Source organism: Ferruginibacter sp. (genome assembly GCF_014377975.1).
Classification (GTDB): Bacteria; Bacteroidota; Bacteroidia; order Chitinophagales; family Chitinophagaceae; genus Ferruginibacter.
Genome location: NZ_JACMOO010000043.1, coordinates 1 through 18225, shown reverse-complemented (window position 1 = coordinate 18225; position 18225 = coordinate 1). Strand labels below are relative to the sequence as shown.

Sequence of the window (18225 nt, the reverse complement as noted above, 5' to 3'; positions counted from 1 at the left end):
TATCAACCACTTTAAACGCATTGAGAATTTCACTTGATACATTTAGTGCCAGCAAGGCTGTCAGCACCAGGTACATCAGGTTAATCATCTTTTGCCGGGGCTCTTTAGGTAAAGCCATAGTATTTCAGATTTTACGATTTTTTAAATGAATTGTTTCTTTAGGATAAATATACCTTCTAAAAGGATTTGAACTTGACAACAAAAATTAATTAGTTAATACTATTTTGCCTGCATAGCGCTCAGCATATTTCCATAAACAGAGTTTAATTTGCCGAGATTGCCCGCTAATAAACTTATCTGATCTTTCGCTTTTTTAGCATCATCTACGCTTCCCATCATGGTAGCACTTGCTTCCGCCATCTTACCGTAAAAACCATTCAACGCTTTTAAATGATTATTGCTTTCCTTTAATTCTAATTCGTAAATTGTATTTAAGGAACCTAAATTTTTAGTTAATACCTGCACCTGCTCGTGAAAACCCTGTGTACTTTCTGAAGCTTTATTAAACGAAGCCATAGTGGCAGCGGTACTTGTAAATGTTGAAGCCATGCTTCCAATTGCAAGTGTTGCTTCTTTTGTTTTAGCACTAAAATCTCCTGTAGATTTTACTACATCACCAATTTCGCCCATATTATTTACGGTAGTACCTAATTTTTGAAACCCTTCACCTAATTTTTTTAAACTGGTGGGGGTAATATCGGCTTCGCTTAACATTTTATCCATACTTTTTAAAGCAGGATTACCCGTTTCAAGGGGTGCTGCCGTTGCCATAGGCGCTTCGGGTGGTGGTGCAAATACATATAATAATGCATACCCAAGAAAAATCGCTGATTCTGTGTACAGTCCGATTTTTAGCCAAACGTCGGCACCTGGAGCATGAGTTATTTTGAAAAGTGCACCTAACAATACCGGCACAGCAGCCGCAGATACAAAGATGTTAAGAATACGATCGATTGGGCGTGATTGACCAGCAGCCATAATTTTTAGAATTTTAAAGTTTAATGAGGGGGGGTTGTTTTTATATGTTTGAATTACTTGTTAACATGGTTATTAATGTCTTCAGGTATATTCTTTTAGATATATACCTGAAGACAATTCTCATGTACTCAGATTAGTTAGGGAAATTTATTAATTGCCGCGTTTTTTCATTGCAGGAGGCAAATCAATTACGCAACGGAAACCAATATAAGATTTTGAAGTATCCTGATATTCGTAATTCCGTGTACTAGTTTGAAGAAAATAACCTACATCTTTCCAGCTTCCGCCACGAATAACCTTGCGCTTCATACGGGGTACATCAGTGTCTTTTGCATTCCAGCGAATATCAGGATTCATGTCATGTTGAAAGGAATATCCGCCTTCATAATAAAGAGAAGAAGTCCACTCTGCTACATTACCAGCCATATTATATAAGCCGAAATCATTGGGCCAGTAAGCATCTGCTCTAACCGTGTAAAAGCCACCATCTTCCGGATAATTACCACGACCGGGTTTAAAGTTAGCCAGTAAACAACCTTTCTTGTTTCTCAGGTAAGGACCACCCCAGGGATAAGGAGACTGAGACCTTCCGCCACGTGCAGCATATTCCCATTGTGCTTCTGTTGGCAACCTAAAATCTGACTCCGTGGCTCTTTTTTTAGAATCTAAAAATGAATTAAGGTAATGCGTTCTCCATTCGCAGAAAGCAGTTGCCTGTTTCCAGGTAACACCTACCACTGGATAATTTCCGAATGCCGGATGGCTGTAATATTTTTTTGCCATTGGCTCATTATAAGAATAAGCAAAATCCCTAACCCAGCATAAAGAATCGGGGTAGGCCATAATATCTTTTTTTACAATAAATTTAGAACGCTGTACACCCGCATTTTCTCTTTTTGCAGCTTCTTTGTAATCAAATGTTTCAGAGTGATAAACAATCTTACTGGGATCAATCTCTTTTTTATTAAAAATCCTGTTATCCGGAGTAAAAATCATGGCATCAATTTTTTCAAGTGTTGCCTTATCATTCCATTTAATTGCCTGGGCTTTTTTCCAGTCTATGTATTCATTACCATCCGTACCCTGCTTAATAAAACCCATTTGTTTTGCAGCAATAGAATCTGTTACCCAATTTGTAAACTGGCGGTATTCGTTATTGGTAATCTCAGTAGCATCCATCCAGAAGCCGCTGATAGATACCTGTTTGTTTCGGGCGGTATATGCAAAATTTATATCCTCATCGCTTGGACCCATGTGAAATGTTCCTGGTGGAATGTAAACCATACCAGGAGGCTTGGGTAAAATCCACCCTTTGGCTGGCGCTACTCCATGCAACTGCCCATCATTGGGCAAGGCACTACCTTTTTTATTTTTACCGAGCAAATTACAGCCTGATAAAGAGATTATAGCGCTGACAGCTATAATGACTAATGAGTGATTTTTCATTGTTTAAACTTTGAGGGTATAGCAAATGTAATGATTATTTTGAATTCAAATAATCATAACGCCTGCCGTAATGGTTATTTTTTGTGTTAAAAAAAGCAACATGATTTTAAAACGCTTATTGTTTTCAATTATTGCATCCTTATGTCTTATTTTATTGATTTGTTTACCTGCAATTTAAGATCGCTAATTTTATTAAATGGTTTGAAACACATATTATTATTACAGAGATAAATTAGTGATTCACTAGCAACAGGTTTACCTTTTAAAAGTGAAAATTCATTCTTTTCAAAAGTTGAAACCATCATAATTTTATATGGCATATAATTTTGTGATATTTCGTGAGCCAAGTCATAAGAATCATTACCAACAATCGCCAGTTCATTTAAACCAACCACACTTTGTAGCAATAATGAAGCCCAAATACCCAATGAAGCGGGATATCTAATGGTTGCCCCGGAATTCATAATTAACATTTTGGTAGCTCTTGTTTGCCATTCAGGAATATTAAAAATTGTTGACAGTTTAAGTAAATTACCCGCCATTATGCTATTTCCCGACGGTACAGCCCCATCATACATTTCCTTTTTTCTGATTATAATATCGGTTTGATCTTTATGTGTAAAAAAGAAATAAAGGCTTTCATTATCACTAAAATTTTCTGTTACATACTGAGCATACTGCTTTGCCTTTGTAAAATAATTATTATCAAAAGTAAGTTCATACAATTCAATACAAGCCGCTATTAAATAAGCATAATCATCCAGGAATGCAGGGTATTTTGCTATTCCGTTTTTACAGGTATGCATCATTTCTGATGAATTAACATTCTTTTTAAAGTTCGTCTCTATAAAATTGAAGTTATTTACCGCTACAATTTTCAATGCTTCATCCTCCAAAACGATGGCCGCTTTTGCGATAGCTTTTAAAGCCAGAGCATTCCAGCCTAAAATAATCTTATCATCCAGTGCAGGTTTAATTCTTTTAGCCCTGACTGCTGATAATTTTAGAAGACAGGTAATTATTAAATCACGAAATTTATTTTCATCCAAATTTTTTGTAACAATAAATTCAGCAAATGGTTGAAGTATGCGCAGAATATTTGTTTCTTCCCAGTTACCTTTTTCCGTTATATCAAAAAATGCACAGAATAATTCAAAATTTTCCTCCAGAATATCATCCACTTCCTGCTTTTGCCATACATAATATTTTCCTTCTACGCCTTCACTGTCGGCATCAAGGGCGGCATAAAATCCGCCTTGCTGCTGTGTTAATTCCTCCCTGATAAAACCGGTTGTCTTTAATATTGCTTCCCTGTATTTTTCATTTTTCGTAATAAGCCAGGCATCGCACAATACATCAATGAGTAAGGCATTATCATACAACATTTTTTCAAAATGCGGTGCCAGCCACTCATTGTCTGTGCTATATCTTGCCATACCTCCGCCTATTTGATCGTAAATTCCACCCTGTAACATTTTATCCAGCGATAACAGCGCCTGCTGCAATGCTTCATCATTTTTTGTAAAATGCTGGTATTGTAAAAGATATTGAATGGTGAATGTTTGCGGAAATTTTGGTGCCTGGCCAAATCCACCGTACACTTTGTCTGCTGCTTTTATGATATTGTTGAAGATATTGTGGCAATCATCCATACTAAACAGATTCTCCGCCTCTTTAATGACTGAACCTGACACTGGCTGAGTAAAATTTGCAGACTGACTTAAATGGTCCATTAAGTTTTCTGCCTGAGACTCTATTTCATTTCTTTTTTCTTTCCAGGATTGGGCAATAGCAAGTAAAATTTCTGTCCACGATGAACGGTTAAATGCCTTAACGGGAGGATAATAAGTACCTCCATAAAATGGTTTTGCATCCGGTGTTAAAAAAACATTTAAGGGCCAGCCCCCGCTTCCCGAAATCGCCTGCACCGCATCCATGTAAATATGGTCCAGATCGGGTCGCTCTTCCCTGTCTATTTTAATATTGACAAAATTTTTATTCATTAAAGCTGCAACGTCTTCATTTTCAAAACTTTCCTTTTCCATAACATGACACCAATGGCAGGCAGAATAGCCAATACTAATTAGTATTACCTTATTCTCAACTTTTGCCCTTTGTAATGCTTCCTCTCCCCAGGCATACCAATCAACTGGGTTATGTGCATGCTGCAACAGATAAGGACTTGATTCGTTGATTAACCTATTGCTAAATGAGTGTAACGTATTATTGGCCATAAAACTTTGGGGAATTACCTGTTGCTTTTAATTTCTATTTGCGAAATTATGAACTTAAGTTGTTTCAGGTAAAATTATAACAGATGTTTAAATGAAGTGTTTTGTAGAATAGCATATCATTCTATAAAACCAGCTTAAATGAAAAAAGGCAACCCTATTGGTTACCTTTAAAATATTTTATAACAGACAGGCTATTTTTTCTTTAGAGAAGTTAAATAAAGTTCTAAAGCACTTACCATACTTGGCGCCTGTGGTAGTGGTGCCTGAATATCTAATGTTAATCCAGCTTCTTCTGCAGCTTTAAACGTATTTGCACCAAATACACCAATTCTGGTACCGTTTTGTTTAAACTTTGGAAAATTTTCCAATAAACTTTTAACGCCTCCAGGTGTAAAAAAACATATTACATCATAGTTTTTTGCTATAACTTCCTTAATGTCGTTACTTATAATTTTATACATCACCGGTGTAGCATATTCGCACTGATTATTTTTTAACCAGTTAGTAATCTCATTGTCAAAAGATTGAGAACAAGGGTATAAAAACTTTTCATTGTCTTTATGCTTATTAATCACATCAAACAAACTTTTATTGGTACCATCTGCTCCGTAAAAAACTTTACGTTTACGGTAAAGAATAAATTTTTGAAGATAAAGCGCTACAGATTCTGTAATGCAAAAATATTTTGTATCCTGTGAAATATTAATTTTCATTTCATCGCAGGCTCGAAAAAAATGATCAATAGCATTGCGACTGGTAAAAATAACAGCTGTGTAATTAGGAATTTCGATTTTTTGCTTACGGAATTCTTTGGCTGGTATGCCATCAATGATTATGAAGGGATGAAAATGTAATTCAATGTTGTGCTTCTTCGCCAAATCGAAATACGGCGATTTTTCACCTTCCGGTTTTGGCTGGGTAATCAATACTTTTTTAACAACCTGGTTTTTTTGCTCTGTTTTTATGTTCCCGGTATTAACCATAGCTAAATAAAAATATTAATGGTTTTACAAAGTTAGATATTTTTGCTTAATAAAAGCAATAAGGCCTTATAAATCAACAAAAGCGGCATTATTTCGATACCAGCTATGTACAATAAAAAGTGAGTGTGACTAATTTTTACCTGATTTTGCAACAATCCATACGACCGGAAGAATCTTAATAAAAACATTAAGGCAGTTAATAAAATTGCAATCAATACTGATACTTTTATTAAAACCGGAATTGAAAAAGCCATCACTACAATAAATGGTAATAATAGAATACCTAATATTTTATTAATCAAAAAAATTATAAAAATATAAGTATTAGTGATTTCTTTATATCCTGATAACCAGCCTGTAAACTTTAATGTAATAAATTTTAGAAAATAAATAGCTGTTAAAAAAAGGCTGCATAAAAAAATAGCATCTAATGGTTTGCTCTCATTAAGCCTGCCAAAATATTTAAGCAGGAAATAAAAAAATATTCCTCCCGAAAAAACAGCAATCAAATTAAAAAACAAAGAAGGAAGTTTGGCTTGTAATAACTGGTCGGTTAGCTGGCTTTGCCGCAAAGAAGTATTAAAGAAAACCCGGAACAGGTTATTAAAATATCTTACATAAAAAAACCTCAAAAAAGACAATGCTGCAATTAATGCTAACAATATATAAAATATACTATCGTCCGATGATAGTTTCCTGAAATAAATTTTCATTTCAACCGGCTTACCCAATAAATTAAGAAACTTATTTTCTTTTAAAATATTTTGCAGGATTACATAATAAGCGGGCTCTAGCTTTTTAAGTGAATCTTTTTTTAGGGCAATACTATCAAGGCTTTTAACGGAGATACTATCCGCACTTTTTATTACAGCACTAACTGATTTTTTTATTTTGATGGTATCAGCTTGCTGGGCAGCAACTAAAACAGGAAAGGCGATAAGTAGTAATAAATATAAAACCTGTTTCAAGCGGATAATTTATACATCAAAATTAAATTGAATTTTTTAAAAGTAATTAATATACCCAAAATGTATTTTAGATGACTGGCTTAGATTAAAATTAACATCATTTCTTTTACCGATTGCGAGGCTCATATTTAATAACCCAAGTTTTGTTTCAAACAAAATACCTATGCCGCCACTAATAAAATTATTCGAAACGTTTACCAACTGATATTTATTTTTTACCCAGCCTGCATCAATAAATCCAAATAAATAAGAATTCAAACCAACAAGATAACGGTACTCTGCTGTTGACACCAGGTAGCGGGTGGCGTAGATACTTTCCTCATCAAAACCACGCAATAATTTGTATCCACCTATCTGAAATAATTCGTTTCTGAAAATATTGGGGCTGTTAAAAATTCCTATATTAATAATTGCTTTTAAAGTACTTCTTTTACCAGTTGTAAAATAATGGGCCGCCATTGCTTTAACCCTAAACTGGTAAGCTTTTAATTTAATAGAATCATATAAGGAAGCATAATTAAAGGAAGGATCTGTTAAGCTGATGATGTCATTGCTTTTGCTAATTGTTTTAATACCAACGGTTGTAACCAATTTTACCTCGTTACCGGATTTTGGATTGAACCTGTAATTGGTGTTGTTGAAATCGTAATCAATTCCAATATTTGCAGCACTTACATCAATATTTACCGGAAGCATTTTTGTAGCTTTTACCAGGTTAGTATCAATACCTGATGAAAGCAAAAAGGTATTTTGCTTTTGTATAAACAGTTTGCCTGACTGACTGGCAGATAAAAGGTATTGCACCCCTAATTGTGCATTGAGTTGTACAAAAGCGGAATCTTTTTTAAATATATCAAATGAAAAATCAACACCAAACGGTGAATTAAAAATATATGGTTGCTGAAAACCAATATTTAAACGCGGCGATTTTAATTGCAGTTGCTGCCAGTTGAGCAAAATAGTTTCGCCTGTTCCAAGGGTATTTTTTAGATTTAAATTTACATCGCCCGTAAGTTGTAGTTTGCCTGTTGCATCACTGGCTGGTAAAAACCCAATTAAAAAATTAACCTGGCTGCTGCGTTTAGGCTGCAGATATAAATTTAATATAGATCCGGTACCCAGCATCATCAATTCTGATGGTTGTTGTTCCTGCAGGTAAGGCAGTTCCAGTAAACGCTTACTTACCTGGTTCAGTTTTTCCTTATTGTAAATACTACCCTTGGGCATACCAAGATAATGTTGTAAAAAATTATTGGCAATTTTTATTTTTCCATTAATACGGATACTATCAATGTGATACAAAGGGCCGGTTGTAGCACTTAATACTGCATTTACCGCATTATCTTTTATCACAATACTATCTAAAAAAACGGCTGCAAACGGATAGCCGTTTTTTTCGTAGTAATTTAAAAGACGCTCTTTTATAAATGCTAATTGGCTGAAATTAATTGGCTTGTTACTAAAGTTTTTACTCATATAGCCACTTTCCTCCAACGCTCTCTTTTCAATACCAACCGTTTTTAATTGAACCCAATTTTGCTCCGCCCCCAGGTACAATTCTAATGTGGCAAAACTACTGTCGTATGTAATAAAGTCAACAGAAGCTGCAGCATAACCTTTTGTATTTAATAGCGCCGGTAATTTGCTGATATAATCTTGGCACATTAGCTGACTAGTAAAGCTGGTTTGCAGTTTTAAAACCTGCGGCCGAAAGGTGGTATCTTTGTCAAGATAATGTATTCGAAGCTGGTACTGGGCTACAGCAGTTGCAGCAAAACAACAATTCAGTATCAGCATCAATAAAAGCTGGAGATTGAATATTGAATTTTTTAATTTTTGTTGCATGCCTTTGTAAACTGTTATCAATATTAAATATTAAATTTCAAATACTAAATTATAAAGCGGCTTGGCAGGTATTTATATTCATATTCCATTTTGTAAGCAAGCTTGTAATTACTGTAATTTTCATTTTTCTACTTCGCTTAAATTGAAAGATGAAATGATTGCAGCTTTGGTAAAAGAAATTGAAATTACTGCTGTACCAATTGATGAAACAATTGACATTGTTTCATCAATTGCTCCTGAAAAAGAAAAAATAGAAACCCTTTATTTTGGCGGAGGTACGCCTAGTATTATTAACCTGGAAGACCTGGAATTATTATTAAATGCTTTACAGGACAAATTTATTTTTAGCGATGATATTGAAATAACGCTTGAGGCAAACCCCGATGATATTACCGTTGCGAAACTGGCTTTGTGGAAAAGGGCTGGCATTAACCGGCTAAGTGTGGGCATTCAATCTTTTATAGAAGAAGAGCTGGTTTGGATGAACAGGGCACATACAGCAACTGAATCGCTTCAATGCATTGAGGATATAAGAAGCGCAGGCTTTACTAATTTTTCTATTGACCTTATTTATGGTTCGCCCCTTTTAAGCAATGAAGACTGGAAACGAAATGTAGAAAAAGTAATTGAAAAAGGCATTCCACATATCTCCTGTTATGCACTTACGGTAGAACCCAGGACAGCATTGGATAAAATGATTATTCTGCATAAAAAGGCACCCGTTGATACAGAAAAACAGGCAGAGCAATTTATGTTACTGATGCAGTGGATGGAAGATGCCGGATACGACCATTATGAAATAAGCAATTTTGCCAAACCAGGAATGAGGAGCAAACACAACAGCAGTTACTGGCAGGGAAAAAAATATTACGGCTTTGGCCCATCTGCACATGCTTTTGATGGCAAAATCAGGCAATGGAATATTTCCAATAATGCTTTATATATCCAAGCTTTAAAAAAGAATATTATCCCTTTTGAAAAAGAAATTTTAACTATAACACAACAATTAAACGAATATATTATGACTTCGCTGAGAACAATGGAGGGACTAGATTTAGTTACAGTTGAAGAAAGATTTGGAAAAAAAACAAGTCAGCATCTGCAATCAGCCAGTGAAAAATGGAAACTGGGTGGTAAACTTTTTACCGATCATAAAAAAATTATTTTAACCAGGGAAGGGAAATTATTTGCGGATGGTATTGCCGCTGATCTGTTTTTTTAGTGATACAACCGTTTTGCCCGAAGCTTTCAAACTTTTATTCAGCAATGTATTTTATTCCGCTTTCATGCGAACGACGGCTTATCAATTCTTTCAATTCATCAATTTGTAAAGCAGTTATATGCGCCAATGAAAAACTTTTTATTTTATTTGTGGCAAGCTTAAAATCAATGGACGAATTTTTAAAACTAATTTGAATGATAGCTGACCACCTGAGATTGGCTCTATCAAAAATATTTTTTTGCCACCTGATGCTATCGATGTTAATTGAAAAATAGCGTTTATAAATCCATAGTCCATTTATTTGCAGATAACTCTTTGCAGAGAAAATAAGGGCAACTAACCCAAGTGGATAGTTTGACCAGTCCCTGCTTATACTTACTGTGTAAATAATATAATAAATTCCAACAAACAAAAAACCATACATGTATATGTACTTTCCTATCCTGGCTTCTTTAGATTGATTTGGGGTATTTTTTAAAATATCAATTTTATAATTCTCGTTCATGTTAGCAGGACATTAATTTTTTTTGTAAGGATTAATTTTTAAGATTAAAATGTACTCTTTTGGTGTCTGCAAAATATAATTAATCTACACCAACATTGGTTCAATTTTGTCAAAGGCTTCTTTCACATCAAGTCCATTCCATAAAATTTGGTATACAGTTTCAGCAATCGGCATAGCTGCTTTTATTGTTTGGTTAATAATGTAAATACTTTTGCTGGCATTGTAACCTTCCGCCACCATACTCATTTCTATCTGTGCCGATTTTACAGAATAGCCTTTACCAATCATGTTGCCGAAGGTTCTGTTGCGGCTAAAAAGTGAATAACAGGTTACCAGCAAATCGCCTAAATAAACAGAGGAGGCATAATTGTGATTGCGGTTGTTTATATGCCCTACTTCCACATTTTTTATACCCGCCATTTTTAAAAAACCAGCCATTTCATCCGCACAATTGGCAATTAATACACTCAAAAAATTATCCCCATAATCCAGCCCGTGTGCCATCCCTGCGCCTACTGCATAAATATTTTTTAATACCGCTGCATATTGCACTCCGTATATATCAGTGTTTTCTACCGTATTCAGATAATCAGTTTTAAAATATTGTGCAATATGGTGAGTCGTCATTTCATCAATACCAGAAAAAGTAAGATAAGATAATTTTTCAGCAGCCACTTCTTCTGCATGGCAGGGGCCAAGTATGGTAAAATAATCTTCCAACGCAACACTAAATTCGCTTTTTAAATAATCGTTCAGCAACAAAGTATTAGAAGGCAAAATTCCTTTTACAGCACTAACAATTTTTTTTCCTGCAAATATATTTTTATCAGGAAGGCTTAGTGTTGATTCTACATAAGCAGAAGGAATAGCAATGATGATACAATCAGATTGTGCAATAACTTCTGCTACATTAGTAGTTAATTTTAATTGGGTTGTATCAAAATAAGCCGCACTTAAATAGTGCGCATTATGTCGGCGAAGCATCATCTGATCAATGGCTTTTTGACTGCGGTTGTACCAATAAATAGTTTGCCCATTGTCTGTTAAAACCTTTGCCAGTGCTGTTCCCCAGCTTCCACTACCCAAAATTCCGAAGTTCATACAAATTTATTCTAAGGTTGATAATATTTACTTCCGCTTTCCTTTTTAAAATAATGGATGCATAAGATGCAGGTAATTTATAAGGGCATATAATTTTAATTTGGTCAGAAACAAATGCAGTTTCATAACAGGCAAATTAAAATTATAAAAACCAACAATGCCTTATCCAGTCTCACTTTACTACACAAAATTTTCTTTCTTTTTCCTAAAAAAAGGCTGATTTACCCTAAGTGTATCACCAGCCTCAAATGCAATTCACTTACCATCGTTTTGTAAAAGTTAGCTATTTATTGCTGAAATTTTTTGATTGCTGTTTCTTAGAAGCTGTCTAAAAACAATTTTTGAAATACCTTATAACTTAAGAAGTGGCGGATGGGGATACCGGCCACAGCGACTAGCCGGGATTGGTTTCCTTACCAACCTCAAGATGGCAGATGAAGAGTCTACTTTTAAACAGCTTCTTTGGAAAGTGTAAACATTTAATTACAGCCCAAGTTTATCTACGGCTAATTGTGCAGCAATCTGACTGGCATCTTTTTTATTAAATCCTTTTCCCTGGGCCACCAGTTCTCCATCAACTGTTGCGCCAATGGTAAACAGGCGGCGGCCATTTTCAAACTTTTCTTCCAGCGTGGCAAACTCCAATGCTTTACCATTTTTATTTGCCCAGCCGTATAATTTATTTTTTATGTTAATCTCAATACCTTCAAGGTCATCAATAAACATGTGGGTAGAAATGATGTATTTTTCAACCCAGGATTGGGTCTTGTCATAACCTCTGTCAAGATAAACTGCCCCTATCAGAGCTTCCAGCGTGTTACCAAATATCTGGGATATTTTCAGGGAGCTATCAAATTTATTGTAGATGGTGATTTTTTTAAGACCCATTTTTATACCGATATCATTCAGTTGCTGGCGGTTGACCATTTTACTTCTCATCTCGGTTAAAAACCCTTCTCCCTTGTAAGGGTATTTCATAAAAAGGTAGTGGGCCACAATAGAACTTAAAACCGCATCCCCCAAAAATTCAAGGCGTTCATTATTTTCATCGGCACCTTCCCTTACCGAACGATGACTTAAAGCAGTTCTGTATAAACTAAGATTGTGTGGTGTAAAACCAAGCACATTATTGAGTTGCTTTTTAAACTCTTTCTTTTTAATATTTACAGTAAAAAAATCTTTAAATAAATTCAATTGAAGTAAAATAAGTTATTCGAAATTAATATTATTTACGGCAAAGAAAAAATATAAAAACCACCAACTACCCTGAGCAGACAGGTATTTAAATATAATGATGGCAGATATATTTGTTGCAACCGGTACAATTTTTTAAATAACAGAAAGATCAGCGCTTTTAAAAATCATTTACAGGATTAACTATACTTACTTATTTTGATCCTTCCATGAAACTTAAATCTGGAATAAAGTATGCACATTTATATAACCCGGTAACAATACTGAATAAGCTGGTTGAAAATAACTGCGAAAATTTAAGGGATGTATTTTTTTACAATAACAGAAGCATTGTGGCCACCAAAACCAAAGGTGTTGCTGAGTGCAGCATTTACTGTACGATGCTGTGCAGTATTAAAAGTAAAATTTAATTTAGGATCCAATTCCGGATCATCGGTAAAGTGATTGATGGTAGGTGGTATGATATCTTTTGTAACCGCAAGAATACAAGCCAGTGTTTCCAAAGCACCTGCGGCACCAAGGCAATGTCCCGTCATGCTTTTTGTAGAACTGATATTCAGATCGTATGCATGCTCACCAAATACAGTAAGAATTGCTTTGGTTTCTGCAACATCACCCAGTGGTGTTGACGTACCGTGCACATTAATATAATCAATGTCTTCGGCTTTCATTCCGGCATCTTTTAATGCAGCACGCATTACATTTTGGGCACCAAGTCCTTCGGGATGAGGGGCGGTAATATGATAGGCATCCGCACTGGCACCTCCTCCGGCAATTTCGCAGTAAATTTTTGCACCCCTTGCCAGGGCATGTTCCAGGCTTTCAATTACAAGTATTCCTGCCCCTTCGCCCATTACAAAACCATCGCGATTTTTATCAAATGGCCTGCAGGCAGTTTTATAATCATCGTTTCTTTCGCTCAGCGCCTTCATGGCATTAAAACCACCAACGCCGGCGGCGCTAACAACGGCTTCACTTCCCCCCGTAATTATGATGTCTGCTTTATTCAGGCGAATGGTATCGTAGGCATCAATGATGGCGTTGGTTGCAGATGCACAGGCACTAACCACTGCATAGTTAGGCCCCCTGAACCCATGACGGATTGAGATATGACCTGCGGCAATATCCAAAATCATTTTCGGTATAAAAAAGGGATTGAAACGTGGGGTGCCGTCACCGGAAGCAAAATTGATTACTTCTTCCTGGAAGGTTATTAAACCCCCAATACCACTGCCAATGATTACGCCTACCCGGTCAACATCTACATTTTCTTTGCTGATGCCTGCATCTTTTACTGCTTCGTCGCTGGCAATTAAAGCAAACTGGGAAAAACGATCAATTTTACGGGCTTCTTTCCTGTCGAGGTAATTGGTGGGATCGAAATCTTTAACCTCGCAGGCAAACCTGGTTTTAAATTTAGCAGCGTCGAATTGTTTGATCAAATCACAACCATTTACTCCATCGGATAATCCTTGCCAATATTCAGCAACAGATTTACCCAAAGGAGTGATGGCGCCCAATCCGGTTACAACTACTCTCTTAAAGTCCATAAAATTTACCTGCGATAATTAAAAAAGAGATGATGATTACTTGGCGTGTTCTTCCAGGTAAGTTACAGCCTGACCAACGGTAGTGATGGTTTCAGCTTGTTCATCAGGAATTGAAATGTTGAATTCTTTTTCAAATTCCATGATCAATTCAACGGTGTCCAAACTATCGGCACCTAAATCATTTGTGAAAGAAGCTTCTGGCGTAACCTCGGCTTCATCAACACCTAATTTGTCAACAATTATTTTCTTTACTCTTGTTGCAATGTCTGACATGGTAGTAATTATTTAGTTAATCAGGTGCAAAAATATACTTTTTGCAATAAATACAAAGAAATATAAATAAAGCCAAAATAGCCCCTTTTATGCTACCTGAATGGTTTTTGTAAAAGGCAAATTTGCCGCTGATAGTTGAAACCAACAAATATATTTTCATAGATTTTTTTTTAGTGACAAAGTAGTAAGTTGATTACTCCTGCTTAAACTTCAACAAGTGTTGATAATTAAAAATGTTTGTATATTGTATCCTTTAGTTATCGCTTATAAAGTATAAGAAACCAAAAAACGATTGTTATGGCATTAAAACAAATTGATCACGGCAGCAATGCCTACCATCAAATGGTGCAACTGCGAATGGAGATTTTGCGTAAACCACTTGGTTTATCTTTTACAAAAGAAGAGCTTGACAATGAAAAAAACGATATCCTGATTGCTGCTTTTGATGAAGATGAAATATTGGGATGTTGCATTTTAACTAAAATAGATAAAACCCATATCCGGCTGAGGCAAATGGCAGTTCAAAAAAATTTACAGGCAAAAGGCATTGGCGAATCAATAATAAGTTTTGCAGAAAATATAGCCCGTGATAACGGATACAAAATACTTACGATGCACGCCCGTGACAGTGCAACCGGCTTTTACGAAAAATTTGGCTACACCATTAAGGGAGAGCAGTTTGAGGAAGTAAAAACCCTGCACCATGTAATGGAAAAAATACTGGTGTAATAATTATTTATGAATTTTTGCTTTGAGTATTTTTCTTGCTGCCTGAACATTTTCACCTGGAAAAGCATCTTTAGGTACAATAAAAAAAGAACGGGTATCAAAATATAAATGAAAAAAATGAGGGCTTTCCATCGTGCTGCTAAATGCTGACCAAGGCCACCTGCGGCTGCCTCTTTCATTTTCTATAACAAAGTCTTCATTGCTTAAAATAGCTTTAAACTTGTCTTTAAAAGTATTTGATTTTTTATAGATGAAAATGGGTAGTAAAAACCAAAATGCAATCATTAATGTAAACCATAAAAAAGAACTGAGCAAAAACGAAACAGGTGATATTTTTTTAAAAAAGAATAAAGCTGCCGATACAATGGCAAATATATTTATCAGGATCATCATAATCTTTATCTCTTTGCGGGTAATAAAATGATACCGTAATGCTTGTATAACTTTGCCTTTATTATATGTAAACAAATCTGAGGTCATGCCGTAAAGGTACCACATAATTAATAATTTCTTTATGCCTTCACCTGCAACAAATATTTTCTGGCTTTGATAAAACAATACAGTAGAACCGTTTTTTGTATTGAAGACTTTACCGCTGTAGTTACCTGAAAAAATTTGTAATCAGCACAAATTAATCCCCATTTATATTTTACATTCGTTGAAATTATTTATTCCTTGTCTGCAATCATTTATTATTTAACACTGCCCTTTATCTACCTTTTATCTGTAGTGCCTTTTCGCTTGTTGTATATCATTTCTGACGGACTTTACCTGCTGTTGTATTATGTAATACGTTACCGCAAAGAGGTTGTGCATTCTAATCTCACCAATGCCTTTCCACAAAAAACGCCTGCAGAAATATTAACACTCGAAAAAAATTTCTTCCGCTATTTCTGCGATCTGTTGCTGGAGACTTTTAAAACCCTATCCATAACCCCCGAAAAAATGCTGCAGCACTGCAGCATTGACCCTGCTGCAACCTTATTGTTTGACCAGCTTGCAGCCGAAAATAAAAGCATCATTATTGTAATGGGCCACACGGGCAACTGGGAATGGGCGGGCAATACTTTCAGCCTTTGCTGTAAACACCAACTCTATGTAATTTATCATCCGCTGGCCAATAAATATTTTAACGGTCTTATTTGCAGAATGAGGGAAAGGTTTGGTACAAGGCTAATACCCATGAAGGAAACTTTCAGGGATATTGTAAAAAACAGAAATGAGCTTACAGCAACTGCTTTTATCGCAGATCAGTCTCCCAACCCAAACAACGCACACTGGATGAAATTTTTACAGCAGGATACTGCCGTGTTTATGGGTACAGAAAGAATAGCAAAAAAGATAAAATATCCCATTGTTTTCGTTTCTGTAAAAAGATTAACAAGAGGTTATTACACTTTGATGGCCGAACAGTTACAATCACCACCATACGCTGATGATGAGGGCAGTATAACAGAAACACATACTAAAAAACTGGAAGCCGATATACTTGCGCAGCCTGAAACGTGGCTCTGGGGGCATAAAAGATGGAAACACAAGCGTTTTAAAACGTAAATAAGTTATCTTCACTTTCTAAATTGTCCAATAAAATGCTCCTGGGTAAAAATCTGATACTGGCTACAAAGCCGTTTGCAAAAGAAATAAGATCCAAAAGTTGGTTTCATGCAACTTCTACGCTCGCCTTATTAATACTGGCGCTTGGTGGGTCTTTAGCAGTACCTGGCATTATTTTAAAATTATTGTGCAGTGTAATTGCAGGGTTATTGCTAATACGCATGTTCATCATCTATCATGATTATCAGCACCATACCATCTTAACACATTCCCCTGTTGCCGAAGTGATCATGACCGTTTTTGGGATGTACATGCTTTCGCCCGCCAGTATCTGGAAAAGATCACATGACCATCACCACAACCACAATTCTAAATTGTTTAGCGCAAGTATAGGGTCTTATCCAATTGTTACAAGAAAAAAATACATGGAGATGAGCCGTTTTCAAAAGTTTATCTACCTGGCCGTACGCCATCCTTTAACCATTGCGCTGGGATATTTTTCTATGTTCATTATCGGCATGTGCCTGCGTTCTTTCGTTAGCAACCCAAAAAAGCATTTTGATTCGCTGATAGCATTGGTAATTCACATTACTGTGGCCGTGTTACTATTTGTTTTTATAGGATGGCAGGCATGGTTTTTTATGTTCTTTCTGCCTTTTTTAATCGCCTTTGCCATTGGTGCATATTTGTTTTACGCCCAACACAATTTTCCAGGCGTGGAATTTTATGAAAATAAAAACTGGGTATACGAAAAAGCAGCACTGGAATCAAGCAGTTTTATGAAGATGAATCCTGTTATGGAATGGTTTACCGGTAACATCGGCTACCATCATATTCATCACCTTAATTCAAAAATTCCTTTTTACCGCTTACCCGAAGTAATGCGGCATTTTACCGAACTACAGAATTGTAAAGTAACCCGGCTTACACCAAAAGCAATGAGTGCCTGCTTTAAGTTAAAAGTATGGGATCAGGAAAGCAACCAGATGATTGGCGTAAAAGGTCTTCATAAAATGCCCGCATAAACTCTGTGGCTGAAGCCCCCGCCAGCAATTAACTTTAACCCCCACCTAAATAAATAATATCACCATGCAATTTACTGCCTTACAAATAGCCAGTCTGCTTAATGGACAGATAGAAGGAGATGCAACAGTTACTGTAACTAAATTATCAAAAATTGAAGAGGGGATTCCTGGTTCAATTTCTTTTCTTAGTAACCCGTTGTACACTCAGTATTTGTATGGTACGCAAGCCTCAATAGTTATCATAAATAACAGCTTTGTTTTAACAGCACCCGTTACGGCAACATTGGTAAGGGTAGAAAGTGCAGAGAATGCATTCGCTAAATTACTGGAAATGTACAACGCCGTAAAGCTGAATAAAAAAGGCATCTCCAAATTATCTTTTATTGCAGATAGCGCTACCGTTGGCAGTGATATTTATGCCGGTGAATTTGCTTTTGTAGGTGAGTACGCCATCATTGGTAACAATGTAAAAATATATCCGCAGGTGTACATTGGCGACAATGCAGTGATTGGTGATAACACTACCCTTTTTGCCGGTGTAAAAATTTATTCTGAAACCCATATTGGTAAAAACTGCATCATCCATTCCGGTACTGTAATCGGCAGCGATGGCTTTAG

At 35.8% G+C, this 18225-nt stretch carries 17 protein-coding genes; 5 read left to right on the top strand and 12 right to left on the bottom strand.

Annotation, left to right across the window (positions count from 1 at the left end; genetic code table 11):
• Positions 1–219 precede the first annotated feature (219 nt).
• The 6 genes from gldL to H7254_RS02840 all read right to left on the bottom strand — a co-directional run bounded on the left by gldL (position 220) and on the right by H7254_RS02840 (position 8475).
• Complete coding sequence (gene gldL / locus H7254_RS02865; RefSeq protein WP_301931551.1) at positions 220–978, bottom strand: gliding motility protein GldL; 759 nt, start codon at positions 976–978, stop codon at positions 220–222.
• 150 nt (positions 979–1128) lie between these two features.
• A complete protein-coding gene (locus tag H7254_RS02860; protein WP_301931550.1) occupies positions 1129–2424 on the bottom strand; it encodes an SUMF1/EgtB/PvdO family nonheme iron enzyme in 1296 nt (431 codons plus the stop codon).
• A gap of 146 nt (positions 2425–2570) precedes the next feature.
• Complete coding sequence (locus H7254_RS02855; RefSeq protein WP_301931549.1) at positions 2571–4658, bottom strand: thioredoxin domain-containing protein; 2088 nt, start codon at positions 4656–4658, stop codon at positions 2571–2573.
• A gap of 191 nt (positions 4659–4849) precedes the next feature.
• On the bottom strand, positions 4850–5641 hold the full coding sequence (locus tag H7254_RS02850; RefSeq protein WP_301931548.1) for a uroporphyrinogen-III synthase: 792 nt from the start codon (positions 5639–5641) through the stop codon (positions 4850–4852).
• 32 nt (positions 5642–5673) lie between these two features.
• Positions 5674–6609 carry a DUF4271 domain-containing protein gene (locus tag H7254_RS02845; RefSeq protein ID WP_301931547.1) on the bottom strand — a complete coding sequence of 312 codons (936 nt, stop codon included), beginning with the start codon at positions 6607–6609 and terminating at the stop codon, positions 5674–5676.
• Positions 6610–6645: 36 nt separating this feature from the next.
• Complete coding sequence (locus H7254_RS02840; protein ID WP_301931546.1) at positions 6646–8475, bottom strand: BamA/TamA family outer membrane protein; 1830 nt, start codon at positions 8473–8475, stop codon at positions 6646–6648.
• Between the two features lie 40 nt (positions 8476–8515).
• Here H7254_RS02840 and hemW point away from each other — a divergent pair, with 40 nt between their 5' ends.
• Entirely contained in the window at positions 8516–9676 is a 1161-nt protein-coding gene (gene hemW, locus H7254_RS02835) for a radical SAM family heme chaperone HemW (RefSeq protein WP_301931545.1), read from the top strand.
• A gap of 34 nt (positions 9677–9710) precedes the next feature.
• Here the strand turns inward: hemW and H7254_RS02830 are convergent, their stop codons facing one another.
• The 5 genes from H7254_RS02830 to H7254_RS02810 all read right to left on the bottom strand — a co-directional run bounded on the left by H7254_RS02830 (position 9711) and on the right by H7254_RS02810 (position 14299).
• Positions 9711–10181: a hypothetical protein gene (locus H7254_RS02830; RefSeq protein ID WP_301931544.1), complete on the bottom strand. Its 471-nt coding sequence runs from the start codon at positions 10179–10181 to the stop codon at positions 9711–9713.
• Positions 10182–10265: 84 nt separating this feature from the next.
• Positions 10266–11282: an NAD(P)H-dependent glycerol-3-phosphate dehydrogenase gene (locus H7254_RS02825; RefSeq protein ID WP_301931543.1), complete on the bottom strand. Its 1017-nt coding sequence runs from the start codon at positions 11280–11282 to the stop codon at positions 10266–10268.
• A 483-nt stretch (positions 11283–11765) separates the two neighbouring features.
• Positions 11766–12476 carry a ribonuclease III gene (rnc, locus tag H7254_RS02820; RefSeq protein ID WP_301921098.1) on the bottom strand — a complete coding sequence of 237 codons (711 nt, stop codon included), beginning with the start codon at positions 12474–12476 and terminating at the stop codon, positions 11766–11768.
• A 296-nt stretch (positions 12477–12772) separates the two neighbouring features.
• The gene (gene fabF, locus H7254_RS02815; RefSeq protein ID WP_301921099.1) at positions 12773–14026 is read right to left on the bottom strand and encodes a beta-ketoacyl-ACP synthase II; all 1254 of its coding nucleotides are present in this window, start codon (positions 14024–14026) and stop codon (positions 12773–12775) included.
• Positions 14027–14062: 36 nt separating this feature from the next.
• A complete protein-coding gene (locus H7254_RS02810; RefSeq protein ID WP_290339991.1) occupies positions 14063–14299 on the bottom strand; it encodes an acyl carrier protein in 237 nt (78 codons plus the stop codon).
• A gap of 297 nt (positions 14300–14596) precedes the next feature.
• Here H7254_RS02810 and H7254_RS02805 point away from each other — a divergent pair, with 297 nt between their 5' ends.
• A complete protein-coding gene (locus H7254_RS02805) occupies positions 14597–15028 on the top strand; it encodes a GNAT family N-acetyltransferase (RefSeq protein WP_301931542.1) in 432 nt (143 codons plus the stop codon).
• A gap of 3 nt (positions 15029–15031) precedes the next feature.
• On the opposite strand, the gene H7254_RS02800 is transcribed toward H7254_RS02805, so the two are convergent.
• On the bottom strand, positions 15032–15526 hold the full coding sequence (locus H7254_RS02800; RefSeq protein ID WP_301931541.1) for a YcxB family protein: 495 nt from the start codon (positions 15524–15526) through the stop codon (positions 15032–15034).
• Positions 15527–15703: 177 nt separating this feature from the next.
• Between H7254_RS02800 and H7254_RS02795 the strand changes: the two genes are divergently transcribed.
• The 3 genes from H7254_RS02795 to H7254_RS02785 all read left to right on the top strand — a co-directional run.
• Positions 15704–16582, top strand: a complete 879-nt coding sequence (locus H7254_RS02795; RefSeq protein WP_301931540.1) for a lysophospholipid acyltransferase family protein — start codon at positions 15704–15706, stop codon at positions 16580–16582.
• Positions 16583–16617: 35 nt separating this feature from the next.
• Positions 16618–17607, top strand: coding sequence for a fatty acid desaturase (locus tag H7254_RS02790; protein WP_301931539.1), 990 nt, complete (start codon positions 16618–16620; stop codon positions 17605–17607).
• A 64-nt stretch (positions 17608–17671) separates the two neighbouring features.
• Positions 17672–18225: LpxD N-terminal domain-containing protein (locus H7254_RS02785; protein WP_301931538.1), on the top strand; the 554-nt coding region annotated here is incomplete at its 3' end.

What these genes read in the sequence shown, in the direction of transcription:
- gldL (WP_301931551.1), bottom strand. Translation starts at nt 978, where the DNA reads ATGGCTGCTGGTCAATCACGCCCAATCGATCGTATTCTTAACATCTTT.
- H7254_RS02860 (WP_301931550.1), bottom strand. Translation starts at nt 2,424, where the DNA reads ATGAAAAATCACTCATTAGTCATTATAGCTGTCAGCGCTATAATCTCT.
- H7254_RS02855 (WP_301931549.1), bottom strand. Translation starts at nt 4,658, where the DNA reads ATGGCCAATAATACGTTACACTCATTTAGCAATAGGTTAATCAACGAA.
- H7254_RS02850 (WP_301931548.1), bottom strand. Translation starts at nt 5,641, where the DNA reads ATGGTTAATACCGGGAACATAAAAACAGAGCAAAAAAACCAGGTTGTT.
- H7254_RS02830 (WP_301931544.1), bottom strand. Translation starts at nt 10,181, where the DNA reads ATGAACGAGAATTATAAAATTGATATTTTAAAAAATACCCCAAATCAA.
- H7254_RS02825 (WP_301931543.1), bottom strand. Translation starts at nt 11,282, where the DNA reads ATGAACTTCGGAATTTTGGGTAGTGGAAGCTGGGGAACAGCACTGGCA.
- fabF (WP_301921099.1), bottom strand. Translation starts at nt 14,026, where the DNA reads ATGGACTTTAAGAGAGTAGTTGTAACCGGATTGGGCGCCATCACTCCT.
- H7254_RS02810 (WP_290339991.1), bottom strand. Translation starts at nt 14,299, where the DNA reads ATGTCAGACATTGCAACAAGAGTAAAGAAAATAATTGTTGACAAATTA.
- H7254_RS02805 (WP_301931542.1), top strand. Translation starts at nt 14,597, where the DNA reads ATGGCATTAAAACAAATTGATCACGGCAGCAATGCCTACCATCAAATG.
- H7254_RS02800 (WP_301931541.1), bottom strand. Translation starts at nt 15,526, where the DNA reads ATGTGGTACCTTTACGGCATGACCTCAGATTTGTTTACATATAATAAA.
- H7254_RS02790 (WP_301931539.1), top strand. Translation starts at nt 16,618, where the DNA reads ATGCTCCTGGGTAAAAATCTGATACTGGCTACAAAGCCGTTTGCAAAA.